The organism is Alkalibacterium pelagium (assembly GCF_900109325.1).
Lineage (GTDB): Bacteria > Bacillota > Bacilli > Lactobacillales > Carnobacteriaceae_A > Alkalibacterium > Alkalibacterium pelagium.
Genome location: NZ_FNZU01000010.1, coordinates 41,447 through 67,048, shown reverse-complemented (window position 1 = coordinate 67,048; position 25,602 = coordinate 41,447). Strand labels below are relative to the sequence as shown.

The 25,602-nt window shown below is 42.6% G+C and carries 25 protein-coding genes; 17 read left to right on the top strand and 8 right to left on the bottom strand.

Annotated features, from left to right (window positions below; all coding sequences use genetic code 11):
- Nucleotides 1-6: 6 nt before the first annotated feature.
- From BMX79_RS08820 to BMX79_RS08810, 3 genes are all read left to right on the top strand, one after another.
- Nucleotides 7-1,062 carry a HEAT repeat domain-containing protein gene (locus tag BMX79_RS08820; protein WP_091481725.1) on the top strand — a complete coding sequence of 352 codons (1,056 nt, stop codon included), beginning with the start codon at nt 7-9 and terminating at the stop codon, nt 1,060-1,062.
- 56 nt (nt 1,063-1,118) lie between these two features.
- Complete coding sequence (locus BMX79_RS08815) at nt 1,119-2,540, top strand: glycosyltransferase family 2 protein (protein ID WP_091481722.1); 1,422 nt, start codon at nt 1,119-1,121, stop codon at nt 2,538-2,540.
- Between the two features lie 61 nt (nt 2,541-2,601).
- Entirely contained in the window at nt 2,602-3,414 is an 813-nt protein-coding gene (locus BMX79_RS08810) for an MBL fold metallo-hydrolase (RefSeq protein WP_091481719.1), read from the top strand.
- Between the two features lie 504 nt (nt 3,415-3,918).
- Here the strand turns inward: BMX79_RS08810 and BMX79_RS08805 are convergent.
- Entirely contained in the window at nt 3,919-5,061 is a 1,143-nt protein-coding gene (locus tag BMX79_RS08805) for a YhfM domain-containing protein (protein WP_091481717.1), read from the bottom strand.
- A 262-nt stretch (nt 5,062-5,323) separates the two neighbouring features.
- On the opposite strand from BMX79_RS08805, the gene BMX79_RS08800 reads away from it, so the two are divergent.
- Complete coding sequence (locus BMX79_RS08800; RefSeq protein WP_091481714.1) at nt 5,324-5,875, top strand: GNAT family N-acetyltransferase; 552 nt, start codon at nt 5,324-5,326, stop codon at nt 5,873-5,875.
- A gap of 116 nt (nt 5,876-5,991) precedes the next feature.
- Nucleotides 5,992-7,197 carry an SDR family oxidoreductase gene (locus BMX79_RS08795; protein ID WP_091481711.1) on the top strand — a complete coding sequence of 402 codons (1,206 nt, stop codon included), beginning with the start codon at nt 5,992-5,994 and terminating at the stop codon, nt 7,195-7,197.
- Between the two features lie 86 nt (nt 7,198-7,283).
- On the opposite strand, the gene ybaK is transcribed toward BMX79_RS08795, so the two are convergent.
- The 4 genes from ybaK to BMX79_RS08780 form a co-directional block, all read right to left on the bottom strand.
- Nucleotides 7,284-7,763: a Cys-tRNA(Pro) deacylase gene (ybaK, locus tag BMX79_RS08790; protein ID WP_091481709.1), complete on the bottom strand. Its 480-nt coding sequence runs from the start codon at nt 7,761-7,763 to the stop codon at nt 7,284-7,286.
- A gap of 253 nt (nt 7,764-8,016) precedes the next feature.
- Nucleotides 8,017-8,325, bottom strand: coding sequence for a hypothetical protein (locus BMX79_RS08785; RefSeq protein WP_091481706.1), 309 nt, complete (start codon nt 8,323-8,325; stop codon nt 8,017-8,019).
- A gap of 160 nt (nt 8,326-8,485) precedes the next feature.
- On the bottom strand, nt 8,486-8,626 hold the full coding sequence (locus tag BMX79_RS12530) for a hypothetical protein (protein ID WP_170231011.1): 141 nt from the start codon (nt 8,624-8,626) through the stop codon (nt 8,486-8,488).
- Nucleotides 8,627-8,637: 11 nt separating this feature from the next.
- Nucleotides 8,638-9,507 carry a helix-turn-helix domain-containing protein gene (locus tag BMX79_RS08780; protein ID WP_091481703.1) on the bottom strand — a complete coding sequence of 290 codons (870 nt, stop codon included), beginning with the start codon at nt 9,505-9,507 and terminating at the stop codon, nt 8,638-8,640.
- Between the two features lie 271 nt (nt 9,508-9,778).
- On the opposite strand from BMX79_RS08780, the gene BMX79_RS08775 reads away from it, so the two are divergent.
- The gene (locus BMX79_RS08775; RefSeq protein WP_091481701.1) at nt 9,779-10,756 is read left to right on the top strand and encodes a VOC family protein; all 978 of its coding nucleotides are present in this window, start codon (nt 9,779-9,781) and stop codon (nt 10,754-10,756) included.
- Between the two features lie 123 nt (nt 10,757-10,879).
- Here the strand turns inward: BMX79_RS08775 and BMX79_RS08770 are convergent, their stop codons facing one another.
- Nucleotides 10,880-12,208: a sodium-dependent transporter gene (locus tag BMX79_RS08770; RefSeq protein ID WP_091481698.1), complete on the bottom strand. Its 1,329-nt coding sequence runs from the start codon at nt 12,206-12,208 to the stop codon at nt 10,880-10,882.
- Between the two features lie 468 nt (nt 12,209-12,676).
- Here BMX79_RS08770 and BMX79_RS08765 point away from each other — a divergent pair, with 468 nt between their 5' ends.
- From BMX79_RS08765 to BMX79_RS08740, 6 genes are read left to right on the top strand one after another with little or no spacing between them, the layout of a single operon-like run.
- Nucleotides 12,677-13,513, top strand: coding sequence for a phosphate acyltransferase (locus BMX79_RS08765; protein WP_091481695.1), 837 nt, complete (start codon nt 12,677-12,679; stop codon nt 13,511-13,513).
- Nucleotides 13,514-13,534: 21 nt separating this feature from the next.
- On the top strand, nt 13,535-14,602 hold the full coding sequence (gene buk / locus BMX79_RS08760) for a butyrate kinase (RefSeq protein ID WP_091481693.1): 1,068 nt from the start codon (nt 13,535-13,537) through the stop codon (nt 14,600-14,602).
- A 20-nt stretch (nt 14,603-14,622) separates the two neighbouring features.
- Nucleotides 14,623-16,038, top strand: coding sequence for a dihydrolipoyl dehydrogenase (gene lpdA, locus BMX79_RS08755; RefSeq protein ID WP_091481690.1), 1,416 nt, complete (start codon nt 14,623-14,625; stop codon nt 16,036-16,038).
- 18 nt (nt 16,039-16,056) lie between these two features.
- Nucleotides 16,057-17,046, top strand: a complete 990-nt coding sequence (locus tag BMX79_RS08750) for a thiamine pyrophosphate-dependent dehydrogenase E1 component subunit alpha (RefSeq protein WP_091481687.1) — start codon at nt 16,057-16,059, stop codon at nt 17,044-17,046.
- A 24-nt stretch (nt 17,047-17,070) separates the two neighbouring features.
- The gene (locus BMX79_RS08745; protein ID WP_091481685.1) at nt 17,071-18,057 is read left to right on the top strand and encodes an alpha-ketoacid dehydrogenase subunit beta; all 987 of its coding nucleotides are present in this window, start codon (nt 17,071-17,073) and stop codon (nt 18,055-18,057) included.
- Between the two features lie 13 nt (nt 18,058-18,070).
- Nucleotides 18,071-19,441 (top strand): dihydrolipoamide acetyltransferase family protein, encoded by a 1,371-nt coding sequence (locus BMX79_RS08740; protein ID WP_091481682.1) that lies wholly within the window; start codon nt 18,071-18,073, stop codon nt 19,439-19,441.
- Between the two features lie 41 nt (nt 19,442-19,482).
- Here BMX79_RS08740 and BMX79_RS08735 read toward each other — a convergent pair whose 3' ends face one another.
- A complete protein-coding gene (locus BMX79_RS08735) occupies nt 19,483-20,370 on the bottom strand; it encodes a LysR family transcriptional regulator (RefSeq protein WP_091481679.1) in 888 nt (295 codons plus the stop codon).
- 153 nt (nt 20,371-20,523) lie between these two features.
- On the opposite strand from BMX79_RS08735, the gene BMX79_RS08730 reads away from it, so the two are divergent.
- Nucleotides 20,524-21,627 carry a Glu/Leu/Phe/Val family dehydrogenase gene (locus BMX79_RS08730; protein WP_091481676.1) on the top strand — a complete coding sequence of 368 codons (1,104 nt, stop codon included), beginning with the start codon at nt 20,524-20,526 and terminating at the stop codon, nt 21,625-21,627.
- 273 nt (nt 21,628-21,900) lie between these two features.
- Nucleotides 21,901-22,626 (top strand): peptidoglycan editing factor PgeF, encoded by a 726-nt coding sequence (gene pgeF, locus BMX79_RS08725; protein WP_091481673.1) that lies wholly within the window; start codon nt 21,901-21,903, stop codon nt 22,624-22,626.
- Between the two features lie 87 nt (nt 22,627-22,713).
- Here pgeF and BMX79_RS08720 read toward each other — a convergent pair whose 3' ends face one another.
- The gene (locus BMX79_RS08720) at nt 22,714-23,283 is read right to left on the bottom strand and encodes a TetR/AcrR family transcriptional regulator (RefSeq protein WP_177165392.1); all 570 of its coding nucleotides are present in this window, start codon (nt 23,281-23,283) and stop codon (nt 22,714-22,716) included.
- Between the two features lie 163 nt (nt 23,284-23,446).
- Here BMX79_RS08720 and BMX79_RS08715 point away from each other — a divergent pair, with 163 nt between their 5' ends.
- The 3 genes from BMX79_RS08715 to BMX79_RS08705 all read left to right on the top strand — a co-directional run bounded on the left by BMX79_RS08715 (nt 23,447) and on the right by BMX79_RS08705 (nt 25,470).
- Nucleotides 23,447-24,010 (top strand): NADPH-dependent FMN reductase, encoded by a 564-nt coding sequence (locus tag BMX79_RS08715; RefSeq protein WP_091481668.1) that lies wholly within the window; start codon nt 23,447-23,449, stop codon nt 24,008-24,010.
- Nucleotides 24,011-24,647: 637 nt separating this feature from the next.
- Nucleotides 24,648-24,914 (top strand): hypothetical protein, encoded by a 267-nt coding sequence (locus BMX79_RS08710; RefSeq protein WP_091481665.1) that lies wholly within the window; start codon nt 24,648-24,650, stop codon nt 24,912-24,914.
- A 109-nt stretch (nt 24,915-25,023) separates the two neighbouring features.
- On the top strand, nt 25,024-25,470 hold the full coding sequence (locus BMX79_RS08705; protein ID WP_091481663.1) for a hypothetical protein: 447 nt from the start codon (nt 25,024-25,026) through the stop codon (nt 25,468-25,470).
- Nucleotides 25,471-25,602 lie beyond the last annotated feature (132 nt).

Sequence of the window (25,602 nt, the reverse complement as noted above, 5' to 3'; positions counted from 1 at the left end):
CTCAAAATGACAGCATCCATCGTATGGCTACTGCTGACAGTACTGATTTCAGTCAATGTCCTTCTGTTTCTTTTTGTATTGATCAAGAAGATGATTATGAATCGACTCAATCATTTAAAAGAACCTGTGAGAAAAGAATATGAAGAGGCCTTCGTTCGATTTATTGCCGGTCAGGATGATTCTCTTTCGATAAATCCACAGACGGTAGTTGAAAAGAAAGTCTTTCGGTCACTTCTTCTTCAATACAATATGTATATTGAACAAAATCGGTTGAAAAAGGTGCTGGATTTAGAAGAAGGGAAGGCCCTTGAAAAAGATATTGAGAAACTAATTAAAAGCAGAAACGTGTGGAACAGGAAGATCGGAATATATCTGGCTGGTGAATACAAGTTGACGTCACTCACTCCTGTAATTAGAAAACAACTGAATAAAAGTGACCATGACCTCCTGTTCATCACATCAAAGGCATTGATCAGTCTGGCCGATGACACATACCTTAAGGATATTCTTAATGCAGTTACATCAACAGATAGCCTGACGAGAAATCAGATTCTGTCTCTGCTGGAGGGGATAAGAGGAGACATTCGTGGGGTTCTTAAAGAAGTTGTTGAAACTGGTCATGAGGAACTAAAAGCGATCGCTGTTGAAGAAGCTGGAAAGAGACAGTACAGCGAAAGTGTTGAGTGGATCAGAGAAATGCTACAAAACGGAGATAAAGAACTTAGAATTTCTGCTTTAAAGGCCAGTTATAGTATCGGTCACATAGAGGACGAAGAATTTCTGAAGGCAGTGTTTTCTGCAGTCAGAGATGACTATTGGGAGGTCAGGGCTTTTCTGGCACGTTTTTTGAGAAAAGTAGCGTCGGAAAAATCAGTAGATGTTCTTGTTGAATATATGCAGGACTCCAGCTGGCATGTGCGACGCAACGCAGCTGAGTCGCTTCTGCACCATGATGAAATGGGACGGACAGCACTTGTCAGGCTGCTGGATTCGGAAGATACTTTTGCCAGAGAAACAGCTCGTGCAGTTCTGGATAAAGACGCACTGTCCCGTTCATTGTAAAAGGCAATTGGGACAGCTGCTCAAGTAGAGGCAGAAGACAAGGTTAGGAGACTTATATGTACGCTATTGCAGAATTTTTAAGTGCTTTTATAATAAGATTCAATTATTTTGTTCTATACTATATGGTCAGCATCAATACGTTCTACGCCATTCTGTTTATTGTGGCCATCAGAGCGTTGTATATTGACCGCAAAAAGAAACGTTACTGGTCCTATGCAGATATGGCCGGATCATCATATACGCCTCCTTTGTCAATCGTTGTGCCAAGTTACAATGAAGAGGAGACGATTGTTGATAATGTTAAAGCCCTCTTGAGTCTGGAATATAATGAATTTGAACTCATTATAGTAAACGACGGATCAAAAGATGATACCCTTGGCCAGCTGATAAGGGAATTCGATATGGTTAAAATGGACATGCCCTATAGAAAGGAAATTAAGACAAAAGAAGTGAATGGACTGTACCTGTCCGCCTTATTTGAAAATATCGTTGTTGTAGATAAAGCTAATGGAGGAAAGGCAGATGCTCTTAATGCAGGTATCAATATGTCAAAATACCCGATCATTACTTCGATTGATGCAGATTCCATTATTGAAAGAGATTCGCTCATCAAAGTAATCCGACCATTTGTTGAAGATCCGACTGTCGTTGTTTCGGGCGGTGTCGTCAGACCGGTCAACGATTGTACCGTGGACAAAGGATTCATTGAAAAAGTAAGATTGGCCAAAAGTAATCTTGCACGGTTCCAGACAGTAGAATACTTAAGAGCGTTTCTCTTCGGACGTCTGGGATTAGGTAGTCTCAATGCTCTTCTCATCGTCTCAGGGGCCTTTGGCGTCTTTAAAAAGACTACGGTTATTGATGCCGAAGGATACACGGAGGATACGATCGGAGAAGATATGGAACTGATTGTGAAAATTCACCGAATGATGCGCGATAAAGGGAAAGCCTATCAGATTGTCTTTGTTCCTGATCCGGTCTGCTGGACACAGGTACCTGAAGATACTGCAGTTCTTAAAAGCCAGAGGAAACGATGGCACATTGGGCTTATGGACAGTATGATCAAACACAAGAAAATGATGTTCAATCCAAAATACGGTATAGTCGGTATGCTGGCTATGCCTTACTACTTTTTTGTTGAAATGCTCGGAGCAATAGTAGAAACCTTAGGTTATCTGACATTCGTCGCTTCTTTCTGGCTGGGTCTGATAAATTTTGAATTCTTTATGCTTTTCCTTGGTGTATCCGTATTATATGGCATTTTTCTTTCATCGAGTGCCATTCTTCTGGATGAGTACAATTTTTCAAAGTATTCGGAAATTAAGGAATACTTGCTGCTGATGCTTTACAGCATTATTGAAAATGTGGGGTACAGACAACTGACTGCCTGGTGGCGATTCAGTGCATTTTTGACTTACAGAAAGAAAAGCAAGGTGTGGGGCGATATGAAACGGACCACATTCAGCAAAGAACAGTAACAGCGAAGGGTCTATTGTGATATAGTTAAGATAATCATGATGGACAATTGGAGGAGTGGAAATGCTTCATTTTCAGAATGGAAATCTTACGGTATTCAAAAGTACATTATTTCAAACGACCACAGTGATCATAGAAACAAAACAGGCGATAATCATGACTGATCCAAACTGGCTTCCTGAAGAAGTGAAGGAAATCAGAAGTTATATCGATGAGCGCCTAGGCGACAGAAAACTTTATATCATTTATACACATAGTGATTATGATCATCTGTTAGGTGCCGGTGCTTTTCCGGATGCGTTTGTTATTGCCTCGAGAGCTTTTCATCATAATAAACGAAAAGACCAGATCGTTGATGAGATGAAGGCATTCGATCGGAGCTATTACATTGAAAGAGACTACAATCATTGCTACCCAACAGTCGACCGTCTGATAACGACAGATAATGATCTATTGAAGCTGGGTGAGGTGACGCTTAAATTTTATCTTGCCCCAGGCCACACGGAAGATGGCTTGTTTACGATAGTTGAACCCTACTGTTTCTTTTTATCAGGAGACTATCTTTCTGATGTCGAGTTTCCATTCATCTATAGTAGCTACAAAGATTATAAGAGGACAGTGAAGAAAGCCCAATCGATCATGGATAATTACGACATCAGCTACCATGTGCCCGGACATGGAAATGTGACTGACTCTAAAGAAGAGATTATGGACCGCTTGAACTTTTCAGATTACTACTTAAGCCACTTATCAACAGATTTTGAGAAACTGGAAGATGAGTGCAGAGCCCGTTATCAATTTTTTGAAGGAATGAAAGAGAATCATCGGAAGAATTATGATTTAGCTGCTTCTGAATTGAAGAACAAGAAACGATAAGAGGAGGTCGGACACTGTTATTAGTAGTGTTCGGCTTTTTTAGTAGGCTGGAACTGAGTGAGTGAAGATAGTCGTGGCGGAAAGTTTGGGCGAATAGTCCATATGTCAGTTTATGAACCATTAGGCGATCGATTGAAGACACGAATGGTTTATATAAAAATATATGGTACATTCTCAGTCAAAAAAACAATGGGAATGAACCATAAACTCTTTTATGGTTCATTGGTGAACCATCTAAGTTAAGACTGAACTGGCGAATACCTTATTAGTACGATATATCAGGTATGGGGTAATGATTAGAAGATACGGATGCCGTGTAACCTGTACTTATGAGGAATTTGCACTCTAAATAATCAGACGAATACCCCACAAAAGTCAGTTATGAGGCAATCACCATCTAAAAAACACCTCTAGGGCTGAAAGGAAAAAAATCCTTCAGATTTTTAAATAAAAAAAGCTGATCTGCAGCTTTTTAACAGATCAGCTTCCTATCAGAGTTAGATATTAAGGAATCATCGTCTTCAGTTCATCTAGTGTCATCCCCGCGTATGGATCATCCAATGGCAGATCTTCATTTTCAATGACTAAAGTGATCTCAACTTCCCAGTCATTGTTTACTTCAAAACGTTCGACTGTATGAGTGGAGTCGAACGTTTCATCGTAGTACCGACTGGCACCTTCAAGAGTGTCGTCACTCTGGACAAAAACGATTGATTCATCAGAGAAATACAAGTACTCACCAGGTTCAAACCCTTCATTGAAAAAAATGATAATTTCTTCTTCAGGAGCAGGTTGCGGCCTGGTCGGGTCGACCATTGGGATCATCCCTATTTCTTCGCCAGTTTCCGGATCCCAAACCCAATGAACAAAATACCTCGGGTAACCAATGGTAATCTCTTCGGAATCAAGCTCTCCTTTTAATATCTCGTTCACCTTGAATGAATAGTAGGCTATGCTCTCATCTCCCCAGGACTCGGGAACATCAGCTGGTTCTTCACTGACATAACTGCCTTTGACGATATAATCTGAATACATGATCATCTGGTCAACCGTCTGACCGGAGTATGGAACAATAACTTCTGTCATGCCGAAAGCATTGTCATCGATCCAATCAGCCTGGACAGGCGAGTCAACAATATCTTCATCAGGAATAAAAGACAGGAATTGCTCAGATACTTCTGGAGAAAAGGTATAGATATAATGTGTTTCAGCTGCATCCATTACCGTACCTCGTGTCCCATCAGGTGAGATCCAAAGGTGAAAAGCTTCAGTAGAACCGTCCACGTACTCTATTTCCAGCCCATATAAAGGAGCAGACATAGCAACGATTCCTGGCTCGCGATTTGACCCTTCTATCATCTCATCGATTATAAAGGTGAGGTCGTCTGGATCAGTCAGTTCTGCTATATATTCCAGATCCAGGTTGCTGGCGAAACGGGAAGAATAGGAGATTCGAGCCCATGTTGGATCAGCTCGTTCTACTTCTCTAAGATAATGAGTTGCTCCACTCCCGCTCGAATCGTAAATCCCTTCTTCCTGTTCATCTATAAAGGCACTTTCCGCTTCTGTCCCGTTATCCGTATTGTCACATGCAGCTAGTAAGGCGAGGCTCAATCCGCTCAGTAATACAAGGTTGTATACTCTCATTGTCTGGTCTCCTTTAAATATAATATATAATATAGAAATAGGCTGACTCATCGTATTAAATGTGAACGTATTCATTCTAATTGTCGCTGTTGTACCATATGCTGTTGAAACCTGCTTTAAAATGCTAGTAAAAATTTAACATCAATCGGGTCAAGATATGGGGAAATCATTTGATGCATTTTAGATCAAGCAGTATAGTATAATGAAAAGAACCGATAGTATCTTATTATGAAAAGGATAGTAAAGTAAAAAGGGGAGAGCTATGTTTTATTATAAAATCGATGATGAGTTGAGTCTTAAACTGAAAGATTATCAGGACACGGAAGACCTGTATGCCCTGATAGAAGCATCAAGAGAACATTTGAAAGTGTGGATGAACTGGATACATAATGTAAACAGCGAGGAAGATATCAGAGAGGGCACAAAAAGGAATCTTCAACAATTCGCAGATCAGAAGGCTATGAATTATCTAATTATTTACAAAGGGGAAATTGCGGGTACTGTCGGTTTGAAAGGCTTCAACTGGGATGTTAAGAGTGCTGAGATCGGCTACTGGCTGGGACCTGACTTTCAAGGGAAAGGCATCATGACTCGAGCAGTGAATGCGTTGATGGAATACGGATTCGACTATGTTGGTCTGGATAAACTTGAGGTCTGGGCTGCTGAAGGAAACACGAGAAGCAGGAGTATACCTGAAAGACTGGGCTTCGTGCAGGAAGGCATGCGCAGACAGAATGAAATCCTGGACGATACTTATCACAATATGATTATATACGGTATGCTCAAGTCTGAATGGGAAGCTGAACCTGAATAATTAAAAAAGCCTGGTCCAATCGCCTTTTCTAGCCGTATCAGTTGGTATACGACCATCTATCCTTTAAAATTAACAATAGATGCATAGAACGTGAATTCTATAAGGAGGATTATTTTATGACACAAAGAAAAGTAACTGACACTAAACCGTTGAACAGTCTGACACTGAAACTGAAGAATCTAAATGATCAGGTAATGGTCATCACAGGCGCAACTAGCGGAATTGGACTTGTGACAGCTCGTATGGCAGCTGAAAAAGAGGCCAAGCTTGTTCTTGCAGGAACAGAAGAAGATGCACTGAAAACTCTGACAGATGAATTGAAGAATCAGGGAACCGAAGTGGTTTATGTCGTCACTGACGTGTCTAAAAAAGAAGATGTCGATCGACTCGCTGAGGAAACAGTAAAAGAGTATGGTGGCTTTGACACATGGGTCAATAACGCAGCCGTGGCAATCTATGGACACATTACAGATGTTCCGATTGAAGACGCCAGACAGCTCTTTGAAGTCAACTACTGGGGAACCTTGTATGGATCGCTGGCAGCACTGAATCATTTTAAAGACAAAGAAACAGCAGGTGCATTGATCAACCTGGGCAGTGTAGTAGGTAACCGCACATTTCCTATTCAGGGAACCTATTCTTCTTCCAAATTTGCTGTGCACAGTCTGACTGATGCGCTTCGCATGGAAGCTGAAAAAGATCACATCCCTGTCGTTGTATCCCAGATCCATCCTGCACGCGTCGACACGCCATATGGAGACCATGCTGCAAGTTATATTGACAAAGCACCGTCTCATGATGCAATGATGTACCCACCCGAGAGCGTAGCTGAAGCTATTCTGCATGTGGCTCAGAATCCGACTCGAGACATGTTCGTTGGTGGACAGTCTAAAATGATTAGTCTCATGGCAGCTATCATGCCTCGATTCACTGATCACTTCCTTGAGAAATCTGTGTACAAGACAAACTATGATGAATCAAGAGAAGCCGGTTCGCCCAAAGAGAGTACCCTTCATGGAAATGCGGAAGAGTTGAAAGAAAGAGGTACTAACAGCGGCTGGCATAGAAAAGGAAGCTGGATGGTCAAAGCTAAAAAACACCCGCTGCTTTTCTGGCTGCCGATAATCGGCCTGTTCCTGACAATCTTTACGCTTCTGCTTCCTTCAAGCTACAAGAAGAAAAACATGCACAAAGCTAAAAAAATGATGCATAAGAAAAAGGCTAAAGCGATGGTTAAGCATCCGAAAGCCGCTTTTAAGGCTGAGAAGGCTATGTGGAAACACCCTAAAGCAGCGATGAAAGCTGAAAAAGCTATGATGTAAATAAATGAATATATAAAATAATGGGGCGCATAAAGAATGCCGGTATCAAGAGATTGAATGTCTCTGATCCGGCATTTTTTACCCAGCTAGCTCTTTACAACATTAGCGATATGACCATCGATGAGTCTCATCAAATCCTCGGCATTGATTTCAACGGATACGCCGACCTTGCCAGCACTGAAAATAATAGTTTCAAACTGTTCTGCAGAGGAGTGAAGGACGGTTTGGAAAGTTTTTTTCATTCCGATGGGGGAGCATCCCCCGTGTACATAACCAGTCAGAGGCAGAAGTTCTTTCTCCTTGATCATGCTTACGCTTTTTTCATCGACAGATTGTGCTGCTTTTTTCAGATCCAGTTCTTCATTGACTGGAATGACAAAGACATAGACTTCATTAGATTTTCCTCGAGTGACTAGAGTTTTGAACTGTTTTGCAGGATCATTGCCCATTTTTCTTGCAACGTCTGTTCCACTGGAGACATCTGAGCCGAAGTAGTGGTGTTCTTTGTAATCAATGTTCTGCTGTTCCAATTGTCTGATGACATTTGTTTTGACTTGTTTACTCATGTGAGATCCTGCCTTTCTTTAAATAGATCGACTGTCCTGCTTATTAAATATCTGTATGCGTGGTACGATTATCTCTCAACTATAAAAGAATGACAAGAACCCTTTTCAAAGGCTGGCTATAGAAGAGCAGGAAAAAAGCACGCAGTCTGCTTGAGCACAGAATAGACGTGCTAATAGCAGAAAGGTGCCTTAATATAAAAATTACTTCTTTATAAAGACAAATTCAGGATACCCACTTCCTGGAGTCTGGACCTTATTCTTCCTCTTCAGTCTCTGTCCCGTCGCCTGATTCAGCATCGTTTTCAGTGTCTGTTTCGCCATCGGTCCCGTCATCGCCATCGATGTCAATATCGACGTCCAGATCTGCATCATCGCCACCATCATCAATCTGCTCTTCAGTCTGATCACCAGTATCAGTGTCAGTAGGGGTTTCTCCATCTCCCATGAAGAACATGACGACGATTACTCCTACAATTATGACAAGGGCAATGAGAAACAGGGCAAAGAGACCGGTGCGTCGATTCTCTTCACGTCTATGCGGATCGTTATTTCTGTCTGCCAACTATACCACTCCTTTTGTTTGATATAGTAAGATTATCATAATCATGCAGCAAACTGTAATAATATGCTCCTTAAAAAAACCAGCCAAGAGGGACCTTAGCTGGCAGTTCAATCGTATTCGTAACGAGAAGCTTTTATCTTTCTCAGATGACAGGGTAAAGTTACGCTACGTTATGTTCTACTTCTACTGCTGCACGTTCAAGCAGAGGTGGAATTCTTGGGACAGTTAGTGGAGATACAATAAAGGTTAAAGCCATGAAACCAGCTAAGACTAATGCAAAAGCTTTTTTATGTTTTTTCATGAAAATCCTCCTTATTTCTGCGATAGTTTATTGTTAATTTCCGTCAGCGCCAGCTGAGAAAAAGATAAAAGTTTTTTGTTGTTTTGAAGCCTGAAAATACTGGAAGAGAGCTCAAAGCACTCTTTTGAATCCTCTAGATTACCTAATTTATAAAAAATATGTCCTTTTGTGTGGTGATAATCCCCTAACGAGTATAGAGAATTATTTTGTACTAACATGTCAATTCCCTCAGACACATATGAGAGAGCTTCCTTGTTGTTATCTAATTGTTCTAAAGCTAATGCATAATTTAATGTAATTTTAGCGCGTATTTCAATGCTGACTGATTCATCTAGGATATCTATTCCTTTTTTGTACGATTGTCTTGCTTGTTCAAAATCGTCTCTTTTATAGTATATGATTCCGCGAGCATTGTAAACCTCTACAGCTAGTTCAGTTTCAACATCATCGAGATAAATACCATTCAATATCTCCAAGGCTTTGTCACTTCGATTATATAACTGGTATTCTAATGAGGCATCAATCATAGCAAAAAACACCTTATCGTTAACATCACGAGAGCTATTAATTAATAGCTTGTGATGATCAAGCAGTAATTCTATCGTTTTGTAGTCTCTATTTAAAGAGTACTGCCTGATGTTCTTCTTAACATCCTGAAGCTCATTCTTTTTACTGTTGTCATTCTCTGCCTTGATCAGTTCGTTTTCTTCAAGACCCAGCCTTTGTTCCAGCTTATCTAAAATGGCTTTTTTCGGCACGATATCTCCTTTTTCTACACGGCTGATCAGAGCCTGTGCGCAGATATCTTTTGCCAATTGCTGTTGAGTTAAACCAAGCTCTTTTCGCTTGATTTTTATGATTTCTCCTAATTTCATTTTCATCCCACGCTTTCTATATATGGAAGTATAATTTATTGGAAGCCGTTTAGCAATCAAAAATATTAAATATTATTAAAAAGATTTTTTCTTAATAAAAATGCAACAATTTGACAATGAAAAATAGACGCGGTATAATTACCTCGAATTCGAAATAAATTGCTCAAAGCCATAAGAGCCTTTATAGCAGAAATCGCTTGAGCAAGCTTTTAATGAGAAATTCGAGTTTAAATAATATTTCACAAACGATGTAAGATAATACAGGAGGAGATTTAAAATGAAAGAATTGACAGGGATTCATCATGTTACAGCAATTACCAGCAGTGCGGAGAAGATTTATGACTTTTTTACGCACATTTTAGGGCTTAGACTGGTTAAAAAGACAGTCAATCAGGATGACATTCAAACCTACCATCTCTTTTTTGCTGATGACAAGGGAAGTGCAGGGACTGACATGACTTTCTTTGACTTCCCGAACATTCCTAAAGGTGTTCACGGAAATGATGAAATATCTAGAACGTCATTCAGAGTGCCGACAGATGAATCACTCACTTATTGGGTCGAACGATTCGAGCGATTGGACATTGAAAATGATGGAATACAGGAACAGTTCGGTAAACAAGTACTGAAGTTTAAAGATTTTGATGACCAGCAGTATCAGCTGATCTCAGATGAGAAAAATGAAGGAGTGGAGTCTGGAACGCCATGGCAGAAAGGACCGATTCCTCTGGAACATGCTATTACTGGACTGGGCCCAATCTTCCTGACTTATGCTGACTTCGATTACATCAAAGCTGTCCTTGAACAGGTATATAGTATGAGAGAAATTGGACAAGAAGAAACCTTCCATCTGTTTGAAATGGGCGAAGGTGGAAATGGTGCTCAAGTCATTGTTGATGTTCAGGAAAACTTGCCAGTGCATCGTGAAGGATTCGGAACAGTTCACCATGTGGCGTTCAGAGTGGACGATAAAAAAGCAATTGAAGACTGGATCACTCACTATCAGCAGTTCCAGCTTCCTAATTCAGGATTTGTCGACCGCTTCTTCTTCCAGTCCCTGTATGCAAGAGTAACGAGAGGTATTTTAATTGAACTGGCTACAGAAGGTCCTGGATTCATGGGTGACGAACCTTATGAAACTTTGGGGGAGAAATTGTCTCTTCCTCCGTTCCTGGAGAATAGCAGAGAATCGATTGAAAGTCAGGTCAGACATTTCGATACAGTGAGAAGCACAAAGACATTTGAAAAAGAATAACAGATAAACACAAAACAGCAGAAAAACCAGGGCATTGAGAGCTCTGGTTTTTCTGCTGTTTAATATGAGTAAAAACAAGGCCATCCTCTATACCCATGAGGATGAATTTTATCGGTATGCTGCTTACCAGTTCAGAATACCGATGATCAGCACTACGAGTATGGCAATTGGCGCAATGAACTTCACTGTAAAGATAAAGAGCCCTGACCATGCAGTTCCGCTTGTATCTGTATGAGTTAGGATATCCTCTTTCTTCCAAGTCCAGCTCACAAATAGTACTGAAATCAGAGCACTCAATGGAAGGAGTAGGTTTCCGGTGAAGCCATCAATGAAGTCCAGGAAACTGTCTCCCATAATTGTTATTTCCATGGCTCCCTGGCTCAGTGAACTCAATACACCCAGTAAAGAAATAACGAGTCCAACAATCAGCGTAACTGCTTTACGGGACATATTTAACCGGCGCATAAAGTAAGATACGGATACTTCCAGCAGCGAGATGGCTGATGATAGCGCGGCTAATGAAAATAGGATAAAGAATACGAGGCCGACAATCGTTCCAATGCCACCTAAGGCTTCAAATATATTAGGAAGCACGATAAACACAAGTCCCGCCCCTTCAGCAGGATCAAGTCCGAAAGCGAATAACGCCGGGAAGATGATCAAGCCGGAAATAATTGCAAACACAGTATCCAAAACGATGATAATCGCAGCGGAAGAGGTCAGACGCGCGTCAGGTTTCAGGTAACTGCTGTACGTCAGCATGATGCCCATTCCAAGGCTTAGTGTGAAGAATGCCTGTCCCATGGCACTGAGATAGATATTAGGATCAGCAAATGCGCTCCATTCGGGTCTGAACATGAAGTTCAGGGCTTCAGCTGTTCCACCAAGTGTGAGACTGTAGGCTGCCAGTATGATGACTAGAATACTCAGGATAGGCATCATCCATTTACTGGACAACTCGATTCCTTTCTGTACCCCGATAAAGACTATCCCGATTGTCAAAGCCATGAAGACGAACTGCCAGACGACCGGGGATACAGTGCTGCCTATGAAACCGGAGAAGAATTCAGAAGAATCTCCAGTAATTCCACCAGTCAGATATTCAAAGGTGTAACGTAAAGACCAGCCTCCGATTACGCCATAAAACGACAGAATCAGAAAAGCAGCTAATACACCCAGTCCTCCAGCTATAAACCAGGGTGATTTTGGAGCAAGCTTCTTGAACGCTTGAACGGCATCAGCCTGTGAGCGGCGTCCGATAGAGAATTCAATCAGCATGACAGGAAATCCGAGGAGCAGGACGCTTAATAAATAAATAATCAGAAATGCTGAACCTCCGCCTTCTCCCATGGCGTATGAAAATCGCCAGATGTTTCCCAAACCTACTGCAGAACCCATAGTAGCTAAAATAAAGCCCCAGCGGGATCCCCATTGCTCTCTTTTTTGTTCCATTATAATTAAACACTCCTTTTCTTTATGTAATGAACAATATTAAATTAGTATACATCATAAATGAGTATAATTGAATTATTTTCTAATCTTTTGCTCATTTTTAAAAAAATTAAAACAAACTTCCTTTTGTATGCGTTTTATAAAGTGAGTGTAACGCTTTATATTAAGCGGAACAAGGGCAAGTTTCAGAATGTAAATGATGGAAAATAGTGATTAAATACACAAAGTGACATTAGATCGTGAAAAGAAAGCGTTTGCATATAGAAAATAATGATTGAGGTATAAAAACTTTTGATACTATAAAGAGTCATTATTTTCAGAAATCTAGTAATTAAAGGGAACTATAATAAAATGAGAATAGTCTGAGTATAGATAGAATTTATAGCACTATAGGTTTTAAGTATTTGAAGTTAAATGAATATAAGGTAAACTTAAATTAAGCGTTTACATAAAATAGGGGGATTATTTATGCATACTGTAGCAGTTGCTGGGGGCTCGAGATCGGAGGTCAAAGAGCTGGTCCAGCTGAGTGTTGAAGATTGGGGAGACCAGGTAAAATTTATTGTATTTGATACTGAAGATAATATTGATTCAAATGACCTGTGGGAGTACCGGGGGTATTCATCCGAAGAAGATATGGTTAGAGAAGCTGTCAGGAGTGTCGCTTCCGGAGAATCGGATATTCTACTTAAAGGTGGGATAAAAACTCATACCCTCCTGAAAGAAGTGCTGAAAAAAGAATATGCGCTTAAAAAGCAGAAACTATTGTCGCATGTCGCTTTAGTCAATCTCCCGGCGCTCGATCGGCATATTCTACTGACGGATGCCGGGATGAATATCACACCCGATGATGATCAGCTTGAGCAGATCATAAATAATGCCATACAAGTCGGCCAGTCCATTGGCCTGATTAAGCCCAAAGTGGCACTGATAAGTTCTGCTGAAAATGTCAATCCCAAGATGCCTTCATCGTTAACGGCTGACCGGTTGACTAAGCGGTTCAAAGATCATGAAGAGGCGACGGTATACGGTCCCTTATCACTGGATCTCTCTCTTTCCGAAGCAGCAGTAGCAAGCAAGCGATTTACTGGTCCAATAGCAGGAGATGCGGATATCTTAGTCGTTCCTAATATCGATGTCGGTAATGTTTTATATAAAACATTTCTTCTATTTGGTGATGCAACGATTGGCGGGACGATTGTAGGGACTAAAGTACCAATCGTTCTGACTTCAAGAAGTGACAAGGTCAGAAGTAAATTATATGCCTTGCGGTTTGCCTTGATGCAGGCCGAAAGCAATCAGTAAGTTATAAGCAGGAGGATTTCAATGAAAGAGTATATACTAGCAATCAATCCAGGTTCCACATCTACTAAAGTATCCTTGTTCAATAATAAGGAAGAAGTAGCGGCAAGGACCATCAGACACAGCACGGAAGAAATCGGCCAGTTTGACGGCGTCATGCAGCAGAAAACCTTTCGAATGGAGCTGATTCTTTCTTTTCTGAAAGAAGAAGGGCACGATGTAGAGGCTTTGAGAGCTGTAGTGGGAAGAGGCGGGCTACTTAAGCCCATACCTGGCGGCACTTATTTGGTAGAGGAAGAAATGCTCAAGGACCTGGAAGAAGAAAAATATAATACACATGCTTCTAATTTAGGAGCCGTTCTGGCCAATGAGATTGCAGAACTGGCTGGAGTCGAGGCCTTCATTGTTGATCCTGTCGTTGTGGATGAACTGGATGATGTCGCCAGAATTTCAGGTCTGAAAGGGATCGACCGGAGAAGTGTCGTACACGCCTTAAATCAGAAAGCAGTGGCCAGAAAAGTTCTCCGGGAAAAGGGCAAGGCATACGAGGAAAGCAAGGTGATTGTGGCCCATATGGGTGGAGGATCAAGTATTGCCGCTCACAATCAGGGTCAGATGATCGATGTAGTCAACGGACTGGATGGGGAAGGCCCCTTTACTCCAGAACGAACTGGCGGACTGCCCCTCTATGACTTTGCTAAGATGATACTGGAAGAAAAGCTGGATCTCGATGACATAAAAAAGAGACTTGCAGGAAAAGGTGGCATGTACTCGTACTTAAAAGAAATTGATCTGAGGAATGTTGTTGAACGCATCGATAACGGAGATGAAGAAGCGGAACTCATTCTGGAAGCAATGACATACCAGGTAGCGAAAGCCATTGCCGAGATGGCAGCTGTTCTTAAAGGCAAGGTGGACCTTATTATTCTGACTGGAGGCATCGCCTATGCTAAGCTTGTAGTAGAACTGATCAGCGAGCGGGTGGACTGGATCGCACCTGTGACCATCCATCCTGGCGAAATGGAAATGGAAGCCTTGTATGAAGGCGTGATGCGCGTACTAAATAATGAAGAGCAGGCGAAACACTATTAAAGAAATGTGAGGAGAAAGTTATGGCGATCGAAACAGAACTACTGATCCTTGGTGGAGGTACGGGAGGATACGTTGCAGCTATCCGGGCAGCCCAGCAAGGCATGGATGTTGTCCTGGTTGAAAAAGACAAGCTGGGTGGCACATGCCTGCACCGCGGCTGTATACCGTCCAAGGCTCTGCTGAAAAGCGCAGAAGTTATGGATACCTTTAAAATGGCTGATGAATTCGGAATTGAAATCGGGGAGACGGCGAAAGTCAATTACTCGAAAGCGACTAAACGGAAAGAGGCCATCGTTGATCAACTGTATCAAGGGGTTCAAGGTCTGGTTAAAAAAAATAAGATAAAAGTCGTTCAAGGTAAAGGAGCTGTACTCGGTCCATCTATATTCTCTCCGGTATCCGGTGCGGTGGCCGTTACCTTTGACGATCCTGATAAAGAAGAAGAAATTTATGTATCTAAGAAACTGATTATTGCGACTGGATCAGTTCCCAACTCTCTGCCGCATCTGCCGCTTGATGAAGAAATGATTCTGTCGTCAGATGGGATGCTGAGGCTGGAAGAACTGCCTGAGCGGATGGCAATCATAGGCGGAGGCGTCATCGGAGTTGAATGGGCTTCTCTGCTGCACAGTTTAGGTGTTGAAATAACGATCTTTGAAGCACTGGACCGCCTGGTAATCAATGAGAGTAAGCAAGTATCCAAGGCCCTGCAAAAGCAGTTTGAAAAACGGGGAATCGATGTCAAAGTCGGTCAGCTTGTAGAACAGGCTGAGATAGAAAACGGAAAAGTGTCTCTCTCAATTAAAGGAGAAGACGATCCACTTGTGGTGGATAAAGTCATGGTTGCAATTGGACGTAAACCTGTGGTGGAAGGCATCGGCCTTCAGAACACTTCAGTCAAATATGATGCAAAAGGCATTCAAGTCAATGCCCATTACCAGACTTCCGAGAGCCATATTTATGCTATCGGCGACTGCATCGACACCCTTCAGCTGGCTCATGTGGCTATGAAAGAAGGAGAGCTGGCGGTGGACCACATTGTCCATGATACTAGTGAGCCGATCAATTATGTCAACGTACCAAGATGCACCTATACGTCTCCGGAAATAGCCAGCGTTGGCTATACTAAAGAGACTCTTCCAGAAGGGAAGAAAGTGAAGACAGGAACCTTCCAGTTCAATTCGAACGGGAAAGCACTGATCGGTGGGAAACCGGATGGCTTTGTAGAAGTCATCAAAGATGAAGAAACAGATGACCTGATTGGTGTGTCGATTATCGGTCCACATGCAACGGATCTGATTTCTGAAGTGAGTACAGCTATCTATATGGATGCCAGCCCGATCGAAATCGGCGAGGCAATCCATCCTCATCCGACCTTGTCTGAAGCCATTCAGGAAGCCGCTCTAGATGTATACAAATTAGCGATTCATAAATAGAAAGTGAGTGAAGAAGCGATGAAAAAACTGGAAGAATCTGGTTTAACAAAAGAAGAAATCATTCAAGCCTACAGACATATTCTTATGGGGCGCCGACTCGATGAACGCTTATGGCAGCTGACACGTATAGGAAAGACCTCATTCAACATTTCCGGTCAAGGACATGAAGTAGGACAGGTAGCCATGGCGATGGCTTTCCAGCCTGAAAAGGATTATTTCCTTCCTTATTACCGTGATATGACTGCGTGCATGGTCTGGGGGATGACACCTAAAGACATTATGCTAGGATCGCTGGGCAAAGAAGATGACCCGTCTTCTCACGGCCGGCAGATGCCGAACCATTACGGCTCAAAAGAACATAATATCGTGTCCCATTCATCAACAGTCAGTACACAATTCCCGCTGGCAACGGGAGTCGCTTACGGAGCGCAGCTGAAGAAACAGGACTATGTCACGTTGACCGCAACGGGTGAAGGGTCCGCCAACCAAGGCGAAGTGCAGGAAGCCATGAACTTTGCAGGAGTGAAGAAGCTGCCGCTGATATTTGTCATTGAAAATAACGGCTATGCTATTTCAGTGGGTACGGATGAACAATATGCTAATGAAACGATGGCTGAACGCGGTCCGGCCTATGGCTTCCCCGGAAAACGAGTAAACGGCAATGACTTTGTCGAAACCTATCTCGCATTCAAAGAAGTCGTAGAGCTTGCCCGCAGTGGAGAAGGTCCGGCGCTTATCGAACTGATGGTGTCACGACTGACCTCCCACTCCGCTGACGATGACCATAGCGTGTACCGTTCCAAGGAAGATATTGAAAACTTGAAGAAAAACGATGGGCTTCTGTTCTTTGAAAAGCAGCTGATCGATGAAGGGTATCTGACCCGTGAAGAAATGACAGACATTGATACTGAGCTGAAAAAAGAAATCAATCAGGCGACAGACGAGGCAGAAGAGATGCCGGAACCGACGGCTGACTCTATTCTTGACCACGTTTATGCAGAAAAATAGATTCTGAAAGGACGGAAGAAGTCTATGGCAATGATGACGTATTTAGAAGCCATTCGAAAAGGAATAGAAGAAGAAATGGCGCGTGATGAAAATGTAGTGATCTTCGGCGAAGATGTCGGAGGAGTAAAAGGTGGCGTGTTCGGAGTCACAAAAGGTCTGGCTGAACAGTTTGGAGATGACCGTTGTTTCAATACACCGCTGACAGAGGGTCAGATTGGAGGACTGGCTGTGGGACTCGGACTAGTCGGCTACCGGGCGATCGGAGAGTTCCAGTTTGCTGACTATATCCTGCCGGCTGTCAATCAGCTGATTTCGGAAGCGTCCCGTATGCGATACCGTACGAAAGGAGACTGGACAGCACCGATCGTTTACCGTGCACCTTATGGAGGAGGCGTAAGAGGGGGACTGTATCACTCTCAATCTACAGAAAAGGTCCTGTTCGGTCAGCCCGGACTACGTATCGTTACGCCATCTTCTCCACATGACGCCAAAGGACTGATCAAAGCGGCCATCCGCTCTGATGATCCTGTTTTGTTCTACGAGCATAAGCGCTTGTATCGTCTCCTAAAAGAAGATGTGTCAGAGGAAGATTACGTCGTACCGCTTGATAAGGCTAATGTCGTACGCGAAGGCGATGATATTACGGTCATCGGGTATGGGATGGTTCTGAACCATGCCTTGAAAGCAGCCGAGACGCTGAGCAAAGAGGGATACGAAGCAGAAGTCGTCGATGCGCGTTCCTTGTATCCACTGGATAAGGAGACGCTGGTCAAAGCGGCGAAGAAAACTGGCAAAGTCCTTCTCGTGACAGAAGACAACCTTGAAGGCAGCATCATGAGTGAAATCTCAGCCATTATTGCTGAAGAAGCCCTCTTCGACCTTGATGCACCAATTAGGAGACTGGCCGGACCGGATTCTCCAAGCATGCCTTATTCTATTGCGCTGGAACGTGAATTTCTGGTCAACGAAGAAAAAGTGACGAACGCTATGCGAGAACTGGCAGAGTTTTAAGGAGGAACATTGAATGAGTATCAAAATTATTGAGATGCCTCACCTAGGTGAGAGTGTGACAGAAGCCTCCATTGCTGTGTGGCTGGTCTCTGAAGGAGATCGGATCGAAAAATACGACCCGATTGCAGAAGCAGTATCCGACAAGGTAACAACAGAAATCCCTTCAAATTATTCCGGAATAGTCAAAGAATTTCTGATAGATATAGATACGGATGTTGAAATAGGCACACCTATGGTTAAAATTCAGACGGATGAAGAAGGAGAGGATGAAGCGGCAGGCAGCTCGGAAGTAGAAATTGAAACTGGTGAAGAGTTCACTGACCACATCAACGAGGAAATCGATAAGGAAGCAGAAAGAGAACCGATGGAGCGACAGACGACGAGTGACGCGAAGCAGTCGACTTCAAAGAATATCCAAAAAGATTCCGACAGTGCGGCCCGCTATTCTCCGGCAGTTGTTCGTATTTCACAGGAACGCGGCATTGACCTGTCCCAAGTTGAAGGTACAGGAAAACATGGGCGAATCACTCGGAAAGATGTGCTGGCATTCGATGTAGACAGTCAGCAATCTGCTGCACAACAGCCTTCTGAGATGAAACCGAATCGTTCTGAGGAAACAGTTCCTGCAAAAGACGAATCTGCCCGACCTCAAAAAGCAGCATCGGCAGCGTCAGTTCAGTCAAACGGCGACGAAGTGGTTCCGGCAGATGGCATACGCAAAGCCATTGCCAAGAAAATGGTTCAGAGTTCCACTGAAATTCCACATGCCTGGCTGATGGTTGAAGCAGATGTGACGAATATCGTCAAGCTGAGAGAACAGACTAAAACTGCATTCAAGGAACAGGAAGGTGTATCTTTGTCCTACTTCCCGTTCTTTGTAAAAGCTGTGGTTCAGGCGCTTAAGAAACACCCAGTTATTAATACGTCCTGGGACAATGGAAATATCGTTTATCATAAAGATATCAATATATCGGTAGCTGTCGCTACTGACGAGCATCTGTTCGTTCCTGTTATCCAACAGGCTGACCGCTACTCACTGAACGGCTTATCCAAAGAAGTGAGTCGCCTGGCCGGACTCGCCCGACAAGGAAAACTGACCACATCAGATATGCAAGGTGGAACGATGACTGTCAACAATACTGGTAGTTTCGGATCAGTCCAGTCGATGGGAATCATTAATCATCCACAGGCAGCAATTCTGCAAGTGGAAAGCATCAACAAACGATTCGTTCCTACTGAAGATGGTGGCTTTAAAGCAGCAGACATGGTCAATCTGTGTCTATCGATAGACCATCGGATCATTGATGGTCTACAGGCTGGACGTTTCCTTCAGACTGTAAAAGAAAACCTCGGCCGATTTTCTGACGAATCTGATTTGTATTAAATAACAAATCCCTCTCGATAGGAGAGGGATGAACGACAGTGTCAGTTCTTCTTTATTTCAGCTATGAGTTCTTCAATCGCTTTAGTCGGAGCCTTCCCTTTCTTTAAGGCGATACCGATTGAAAAGTAGTCATTTTTATCTTTAAGCGGCACCCATTTCAATCCGTCAAGGGCTCCGATCGAGCGATACTCAATAGGCAGTAGACAGATCGAATCCAACGTCTGCAGGCTGTATAACAGGACCTGCAAGTCGTCATGATACATGACAATGTCCGGCTCGAACCCCAGGTGACGGCTGCGTTCCAGAAGCATCTGACCAAGCATGAAATTCTCGTTCAGTGTAGAAAAACGCTGATCCTTCAAATCTTTAAAGGTCAGTTCTTCGGCATCAGCCAGCTGATTCGTTTCAGGCATTACGACATGGACATTATACCCTTTGGTCGATGTATTCAGTGCTTCGATCGAAATGGCGTTCGACTGGGTATTCGGAAATGAGACAAGCCCGATATCCAGTTCGTTATTCGCCAGCATGGTTTGTATTTTTCGGGATCCATTTTGAGTAATAATCAGATCGACATTCTGATGTGTAGCAATGAAGCTTGATATCTGTTCCATATACTGCACGGCAAAAAGAATAGTCAGCCCTAATCTGATGGTTTCTTTTGTATCCGTTTTCATGTGCTGGATTTTATGTACCAGGTCATCAAAGTCGTTTACTATCTGCGTTCCTTTTTTGTATAACAGTTTTCCGGACCGGGTCAGATTAAACGATTTATCATGAGGGTTGAACAGATGGGTATTCAGCTCTGATTCAAGTTTTTTGATTGTAAAAGATAGAGTAGGCTGCGTTACAAACAGATTACGTGCAGCTTGAGATAAGTTTTTAGTATGGGCAATCTCTATGAAATATTTCAATTGTTTAATATCCATCGGATCCATCCTTCTTTCTAATAGGCTCGTCTGTTCATTATACATGAGTTGAGTAAGCGTTAGCATAAAATAGGTCAGTTATTAACTACTTTTAATGGAACGCATAAAATATTCATATATAGTCAAATTTAAAATCGGAAAGGAAGTAAACAAATGGACATCTTTAAAGCGCTGGAAGAATATGACTACGAACAACTGATTTTTATGAACGACAAAGAAACAGGACTTAAAGCCATCACCTGTATTCATGATACAACATTAGGACCAGGACTTGGTGGGACGCGATACTGGACTTATGAAAAAGAAGAAGAAGCAATTCTGGATGCCATGCGACTGGCTAAGGGAATGACCTATAAAAATGCTGCCAGTGGGCTTCCGATTGGCGGAGCGAAGACTGTGATTTTAAAGGATCCGGATAAAGAGGTAAATAAAGAGGCGATGTTCAGAGCATTCGGGCGATTTGTCGAAGGATTGAACGGCCGTTACATAACTGCGGCGGACGTCGGAACAACAGAGATCGAGATGGACTATATTTATCAGGAAACAAATTATGTCGCAGGAACTGGACTCAAGCCCGGGACTTCTGGCAATCCTTCTCCATCAACTGCTCACGGTGTTTATGTCGGGATGAAAGCAGCCGCCAAAAAAGCGTTTGGCTCCTCGTCGCTGGAAGGCAAACGGATTCTTATTGAAGGAGTCGGTAAAGTCGGATACATTCTGGCTGAGAAAGCAATAGCAGAAGGAGCTCATGTCATAGCTGCAGATCTGTTTGAAGAACCAAGAAAGCGGGCACGTGCATTAGGATGTCAGATTGTCGCTTCTGACGACCTGTTTTCAGTCCAAGCAGACATTTATGCCCCTTGTGCTCTTGGAGCTACCGTCAATGATGACAGTCTGGAAAAAATTAAAGCCGCTGGCATCAAAGTCATTGCAGGCGCCGCCAATAATCAGCTGGAAGAAGCTCGTCACGGTGATAAACTTGAAGAAATGGGACTTATCTATGCTCCGGACTACATTATTAATTCAGGTGGAGTCATTCAAGTGGCAGACGAGTTTAACGGGGGCTATAATGAAGCTCGAGCACGCATGTCCATCGACAGAGTGTACGACCAGATTGAAAAAGTATTTGCTATCGCAGAACGCGATGGTATTCCATCTTATAAAGCTGCGGATATCCTTGCAGAAGAACGGATTGCTGCAGTAAGAGGTACCAGAAGTATATTCAGCCAGCATACGAAATCGATTCTGAACCGCTGAATTTTTAAGACAAGATAAAATACAACAAACCACATGATCCGTCAGATCCTCACTCAGGCAGTCAAGTCTGTTTGACTATGGACAGATCATGTGGTTTTAGATATTTAAGAAATGAGATGCAGGGAATACCTAGATACACTGTGCTTTTATTGGTGAAGTTTATATAATAATAGAGTGAAGAGAGATTTAATTCTACCCTGAACAGTCACCAACCGACTGAACGGCAATCTATGCTATAATAGACAAAAATTAGAAATAGGGAGACTTAAAGCAATGCATTCACGATTACTTGAAAAATACGGTGTCTTAACTAAAGTAGCCGGATCTGACTATAACTTCCGTTATCAGACTGCTGGAAGCAAAGTGGCTGATGATATGAACAGGCTGCTTGATGAAATAGATTTTGACAGACCAGATGAGATTTATACGGGGCAGCAGGTCCATAGTGCAAATGTCACTTATGCAGATGGATCAAACGGTGATTTATTTGTCTTCGGCAGGACATTCAAGGAAACAGACGGTCTGCTGACAGACAAAAAAAGGGTCGGCCTGCTTATAAAGTATGCGGACTGCACACCGGTTATTCTGTATGATCCTGTGCATGAAATACTGGTCAACGTTCATTCTGGCTGGCGGGGAACGACTCAACGAATCACCACAAAAGCGATAGATAAAATGATCAGTGTTTATGGTACAAATCCTGAAACGTTGATTGCATACGTCGGCCCTTCGATCGACCAGGAAAATTATGAAGTGGGACCGGAAGTATATGAGGCATTTGCAGAATTTCACGAGCGTGATCAGTTTTTCAGGAAGACAGGGGCTAAATATAAGATGAGCATGACGGATGCGAATCTGTCGATATTAAAAGAGGCCGGAATCAAGGAGGGAAATATTGAAGTTGAGCGGGCCTCGACATTCACAGACGAACGGCTGCATTCAGCTAGAGGGGAAGGCTCCAGCTATCAGCTGAACGGACTCTTTGCCATGATGACCTGAAAGATAAAAAATAACGCTGCCGATTGCTGGCAGCAGAAAAATCAGGATGTTAGCTTCCTGACTATCTGCTGCCCAATCGGCAGCGTTTTATAATGAGTCCAGTCCATTGATTAAAGCAGGCAGAACAGAATCGATATAGTCTCCTGGCGATTCAGCCTGTGAAGACTCGCAGTAATCTCTGGTCATTCCCAGTAACGCATGGGTCAGCATTCTTGCCAGCTTGAGATGAACCGAAGAATCTATCCCAGGTTTATGAAGAGCCAGATGTGAAGATAGAATATCGATCAGATGAGAATGAATCACCAGATCGATCATCTCAGACTCTTCAAATCCATCCGAATACGAATCGAGTGTTTTTTCGAAACGAATCAGTGAAATAAAAAGTTCTCTGAGAGTATCCTCAGTCGACAGATGCTGTTTGATGTCAGGGTGACTATTGCAGCCAAGGTTTGACCTCAATGCTTCACTGACGACCTGCTCAAGTAAGTCATATTTATCTAGAAAATGATTATAAAAGGTGGCCCGATTGATCTGTGCTTCTTTAGTAATATCTTTAACTGTAATGGAGGCAAATGGCTTTTTTCCTGAAAGAAGGATAAAAGAATCGATAATCTGTGTTCTTGAACGTGTCACACGGGGATCTTTTTTAACTTGCACTATATTCGTCTACCTTTCTCCTGAGATATTAAACAGACAAAGCGGTCTGTTATCTAAACAACACATCTACTATACTGTTGGTTTATTTTCAAGTCAAGCTGTCATATAATAAGCAATGCAGCTGACTTACGAAAAGTTAGCATTTAAAAGGAGGAGTTTTTTTATGGTAAAGATTGGAATTATAACGGGTAGTACACGAGATACACGTGTCAATAATCAGGTGGCTGAGTATGTACTTGAAAAAGCGAAAGAGGCACAGGATGCAGAATTTGAAATCGTCGATATCAAAGATTACGACCTGCCAATGTTCAACGAGGCCCTGCCGCCATTAATGGCGAACAAGCAGTATGACAAAGAAGGCAATCAGAAGTGGTCTGAAAAAATCGATTCACTTGACGGATTTATTTTCATCACGCCTGAATATAATAAATCCATCACTCCATCTCTTAAAAACGCGATTGACTACCTTGCTTCCGAATGGGGAAATAAAGCAGCCGGAATCGTCGGTTACGGCTCAACCTTAGGTGTGGCGGCAACTATCAGTCTGCGTACGATTCTATCTAATGCCAACGTGGCTACAGTAGGACCTGCAGGTGGATTCAGTCTCTTCACTGATTTTGAAGAAATGACTACATTCCGTCCTTCAGAAGTACACAATCCGACAATCAAATCTGTGATCGATACAACTGTTTCATGGAGTCGTGGACTGAAAACGATCAGAGGATAAATTGAACACTTAACTATTTTAAAGGAAGAGTCGCTGACCAGGTCAGGACTCTTCTTTTTGTAAAGCTGTTGAAAACATTGAAGAGTACTGCTATAGAATTCTGAAACCCATTATTTAGATAAGGTAAAAGAGGCGGTTGCCTCTTTTCAAATAGAAATCTTTTGACATATAGATATGATTAAGATCCCGATGACTCATAATATCGAGATATGCGGTATTAGCCAACTGTATGAATGCGGTCGAAGAGGCTGATGCCTCTTTTCCGATCGGAAATTAGGCATATAGAAGATCCGAATATGCCATAAAAGGCTTTATGGCACATTAAACTCGAAAAAGTGTAATCGAATGGACCATAAAAGAATATATGACCCATTCACACCAGAAAAATACAGGCGAAAGTACCAAATATAGATATATGGACTATTCAGCGCTGAAAAAAGTGCATCCTCAATAGTGAAGTGACCAGCATAAAGCCTGGCGGAAATTCAGGCCAGCTATCATACTCTCTCCAAGATGCAGCCTACCGTATACTAACGCTGGTTTACTTCAGTGATCGGGACTGATACACTAACTGAAAGAACAAGGAGTGCCGCAACCTTAACTAGGAAACCGACCACTCAATCAAAGGAGTCGGAATATGAGAAATAGAGTGAATAAATGGCTGATCGCCGGTCTGTTCATCAGCCTGATCATGATAATCATCGGTTATTTCCTTTGGGCGATTGATGTTCCTGTGGATGTGCTTGCGGGACTTACTTCAGAAGAAGTGAACCAGATGCAGCAGGAACTGGCTTTGAACTATTCAGCGGGATCTTTTCTGTTGAATCTGGGATTTGTCACTTTTACAGGAACACTGATGGCATTAGTGATCAGAAAACTTCTGGATATTTTTACTGACAGGTAAAAGTGTATTTTACAGTCTCCTTACAAAAGATGATTTGCATCCGATTCCATTTGAATTAAATGAAAGATGCTATACACTAGAGGTATCTTATACAGAAGGAGTGAAGTGAATGGAACAGCAAGTGTACACCACCTATTGGCAGAATCGGCTGAGTAATGTAAAAAAAGAGCACGGGAGTTACGAAAACGAGGAAGAGGCAATTAAGGGAATCAAAGCCTGGTGGGAACTGCATAAAGAAGCATACCCGCACGCTGAGTACAAACGGACCAATTCAGGCGCTCTGGAAATTATATATAATGACGATGACCACTTTTATCGTATTGAGAAACGTAGCATAGAAGGGAAATTGCCTAGCAGGAAGTATAAATTACGTAAACCCGGAGAGGTGGAAGCTCTGCGTTCCAAACACAGCCTCCATGAAGAAGCCTATCTATTTGAAGAATTGGCGGAGCCATATCAGGACAGGCTAGTTCAGGCAATGGCTGACAGCAAGAAACTGAAAAACTATGTATATGATTCAGAAGGCAGACCGATCAGAAAACTAAATGAAAAATAAGCGAATCGTCTAAAGACTCCCCGGCTATGTTGTTGAGGAGTCTTTTCTCATCTGTTGAGTAAAGGAGCTGTCCAATTCCAGTAAACTAGCCGTCCACAGTCCTTATCCTCGAGGTCAATCAGTTGCGGCTTG

Bases quoted from the DNA above. Each gene is read 5' to 3' on its own strand.
- BMX79_RS08805 (WP_091481717.1), bottom strand. From the start codon at position 5,061: ATGAGAGTATACAACCTTGTATTACTGAGCGGATTGAGCCTCGCCTTA.
- ybaK (WP_091481709.1), bottom strand. From the start codon at position 7,763: ATGAGTAAACAAGTCAAAACAAATGTCATCAGACAATTGGAACAGCAG.
- BMX79_RS08715 (WP_091481668.1), top strand. From the start codon at position 23,447: ATGGTAAAGATTGGAATTATAACGGGTAGTACACGAGATACACGTGTC.
- BMX79_RS08800 (WP_091481714.1), top strand. From the start codon at position 5,324: ATGTTTTATTATAAAATCGATGATGAGTTGAGTCTTAAACTGAAAGAT.
- BMX79_RS08740 (WP_091481682.1), top strand. From the start codon at position 18,071: ATGAGTATCAAAATTATTGAGATGCCTCACCTAGGTGAGAGTGTGACA.
- BMX79_RS08710 (WP_091481665.1), top strand. From the start codon at position 24,648: ATGAGAAATAGAGTGAATAAATGGCTGATCGCCGGTCTGTTCATCAGC.
- BMX79_RS08735 (WP_091481679.1), bottom strand. From the start codon at position 20,370: ATGGATATTAAACAATTGAAATATTTCATAGAGATTGCCCATACTAAA.
- BMX79_RS08745 (WP_091481685.1), top strand. From the start codon at position 17,071: ATGGCAATGATGACGTATTTAGAAGCCATTCGAAAAGGAATAGAAGAA.
- BMX79_RS08750 (WP_091481687.1), top strand. From the start codon at position 16,057: ATGAAAAAACTGGAAGAATCTGGTTTAACAAAAGAAGAAATCATTCAA.
- BMX79_RS08810 (WP_091481719.1), top strand. From the start codon at position 2,602: ATGCTTCATTTTCAGAATGGAAATCTTACGGTATTCAAAAGTACATTA.
- BMX79_RS08780 (WP_091481703.1), bottom strand. From the start codon at position 9,507: ATGAAAATGAAATTAGGAGAAATCATAAAAATCAAGCGAAAAGAGCTT.
- BMX79_RS08815 (WP_091481722.1), top strand. From the start codon at position 1,119: ATGTACGCTATTGCAGAATTTTTAAGTGCTTTTATAATAAGATTCAAT.
- BMX79_RS08730 (WP_091481676.1), top strand. From the start codon at position 20,524: ATGGACATCTTTAAAGCGCTGGAAGAATATGACTACGAACAACTGATT.
- pgeF (WP_091481673.1), top strand. From the start codon at position 21,901: ATGCATTCACGATTACTTGAAAAATACGGTGTCTTAACTAAAGTAGCC.
- BMX79_RS08765 (WP_091481695.1), top strand. From the start codon at position 12,677: ATGCATACTGTAGCAGTTGCTGGGGGCTCGAGATCGGAGGTCAAAGAG.
- BMX79_RS08795 (WP_091481711.1), top strand. From the start codon at position 5,992: ATGACACAAAGAAAAGTAACTGACACTAAACCGTTGAACAGTCTGACA.
- lpdA (WP_091481690.1), top strand. From the start codon at position 14,623: ATGGCGATCGAAACAGAACTACTGATCCTTGGTGGAGGTACGGGAGGA.
- BMX79_RS08820 (WP_091481725.1), top strand. From the start codon at position 7: ATGACAGCATCCATCGTATGGCTACTGCTGACAGTACTGATTTCAGTC.
- BMX79_RS08770 (WP_091481698.1), bottom strand. From the start codon at position 12,208: ATGGAACAAAAAAGAGAGCAATGGGGATCCCGCTGGGGCTTTATTTTA.
- BMX79_RS08775 (WP_091481701.1), top strand. From the start codon at position 9,779: ATGAAAGAATTGACAGGGATTCATCATGTTACAGCAATTACCAGCAGT.
- BMX79_RS08705 (WP_091481663.1), top strand. From the start codon at position 25,024: ATGGAACAGCAAGTGTACACCACCTATTGGCAGAATCGGCTGAGTAAT.
- BMX79_RS12530 (WP_170231011.1), bottom strand. From the start codon at position 8,626: ATGAAAAAACATAAAAAAGCTTTTGCATTAGTCTTAGCTGGTTTCATG.
- buk (WP_091481693.1), top strand. From the start codon at position 13,535: ATGAAAGAGTATATACTAGCAATCAATCCAGGTTCCACATCTACTAAA.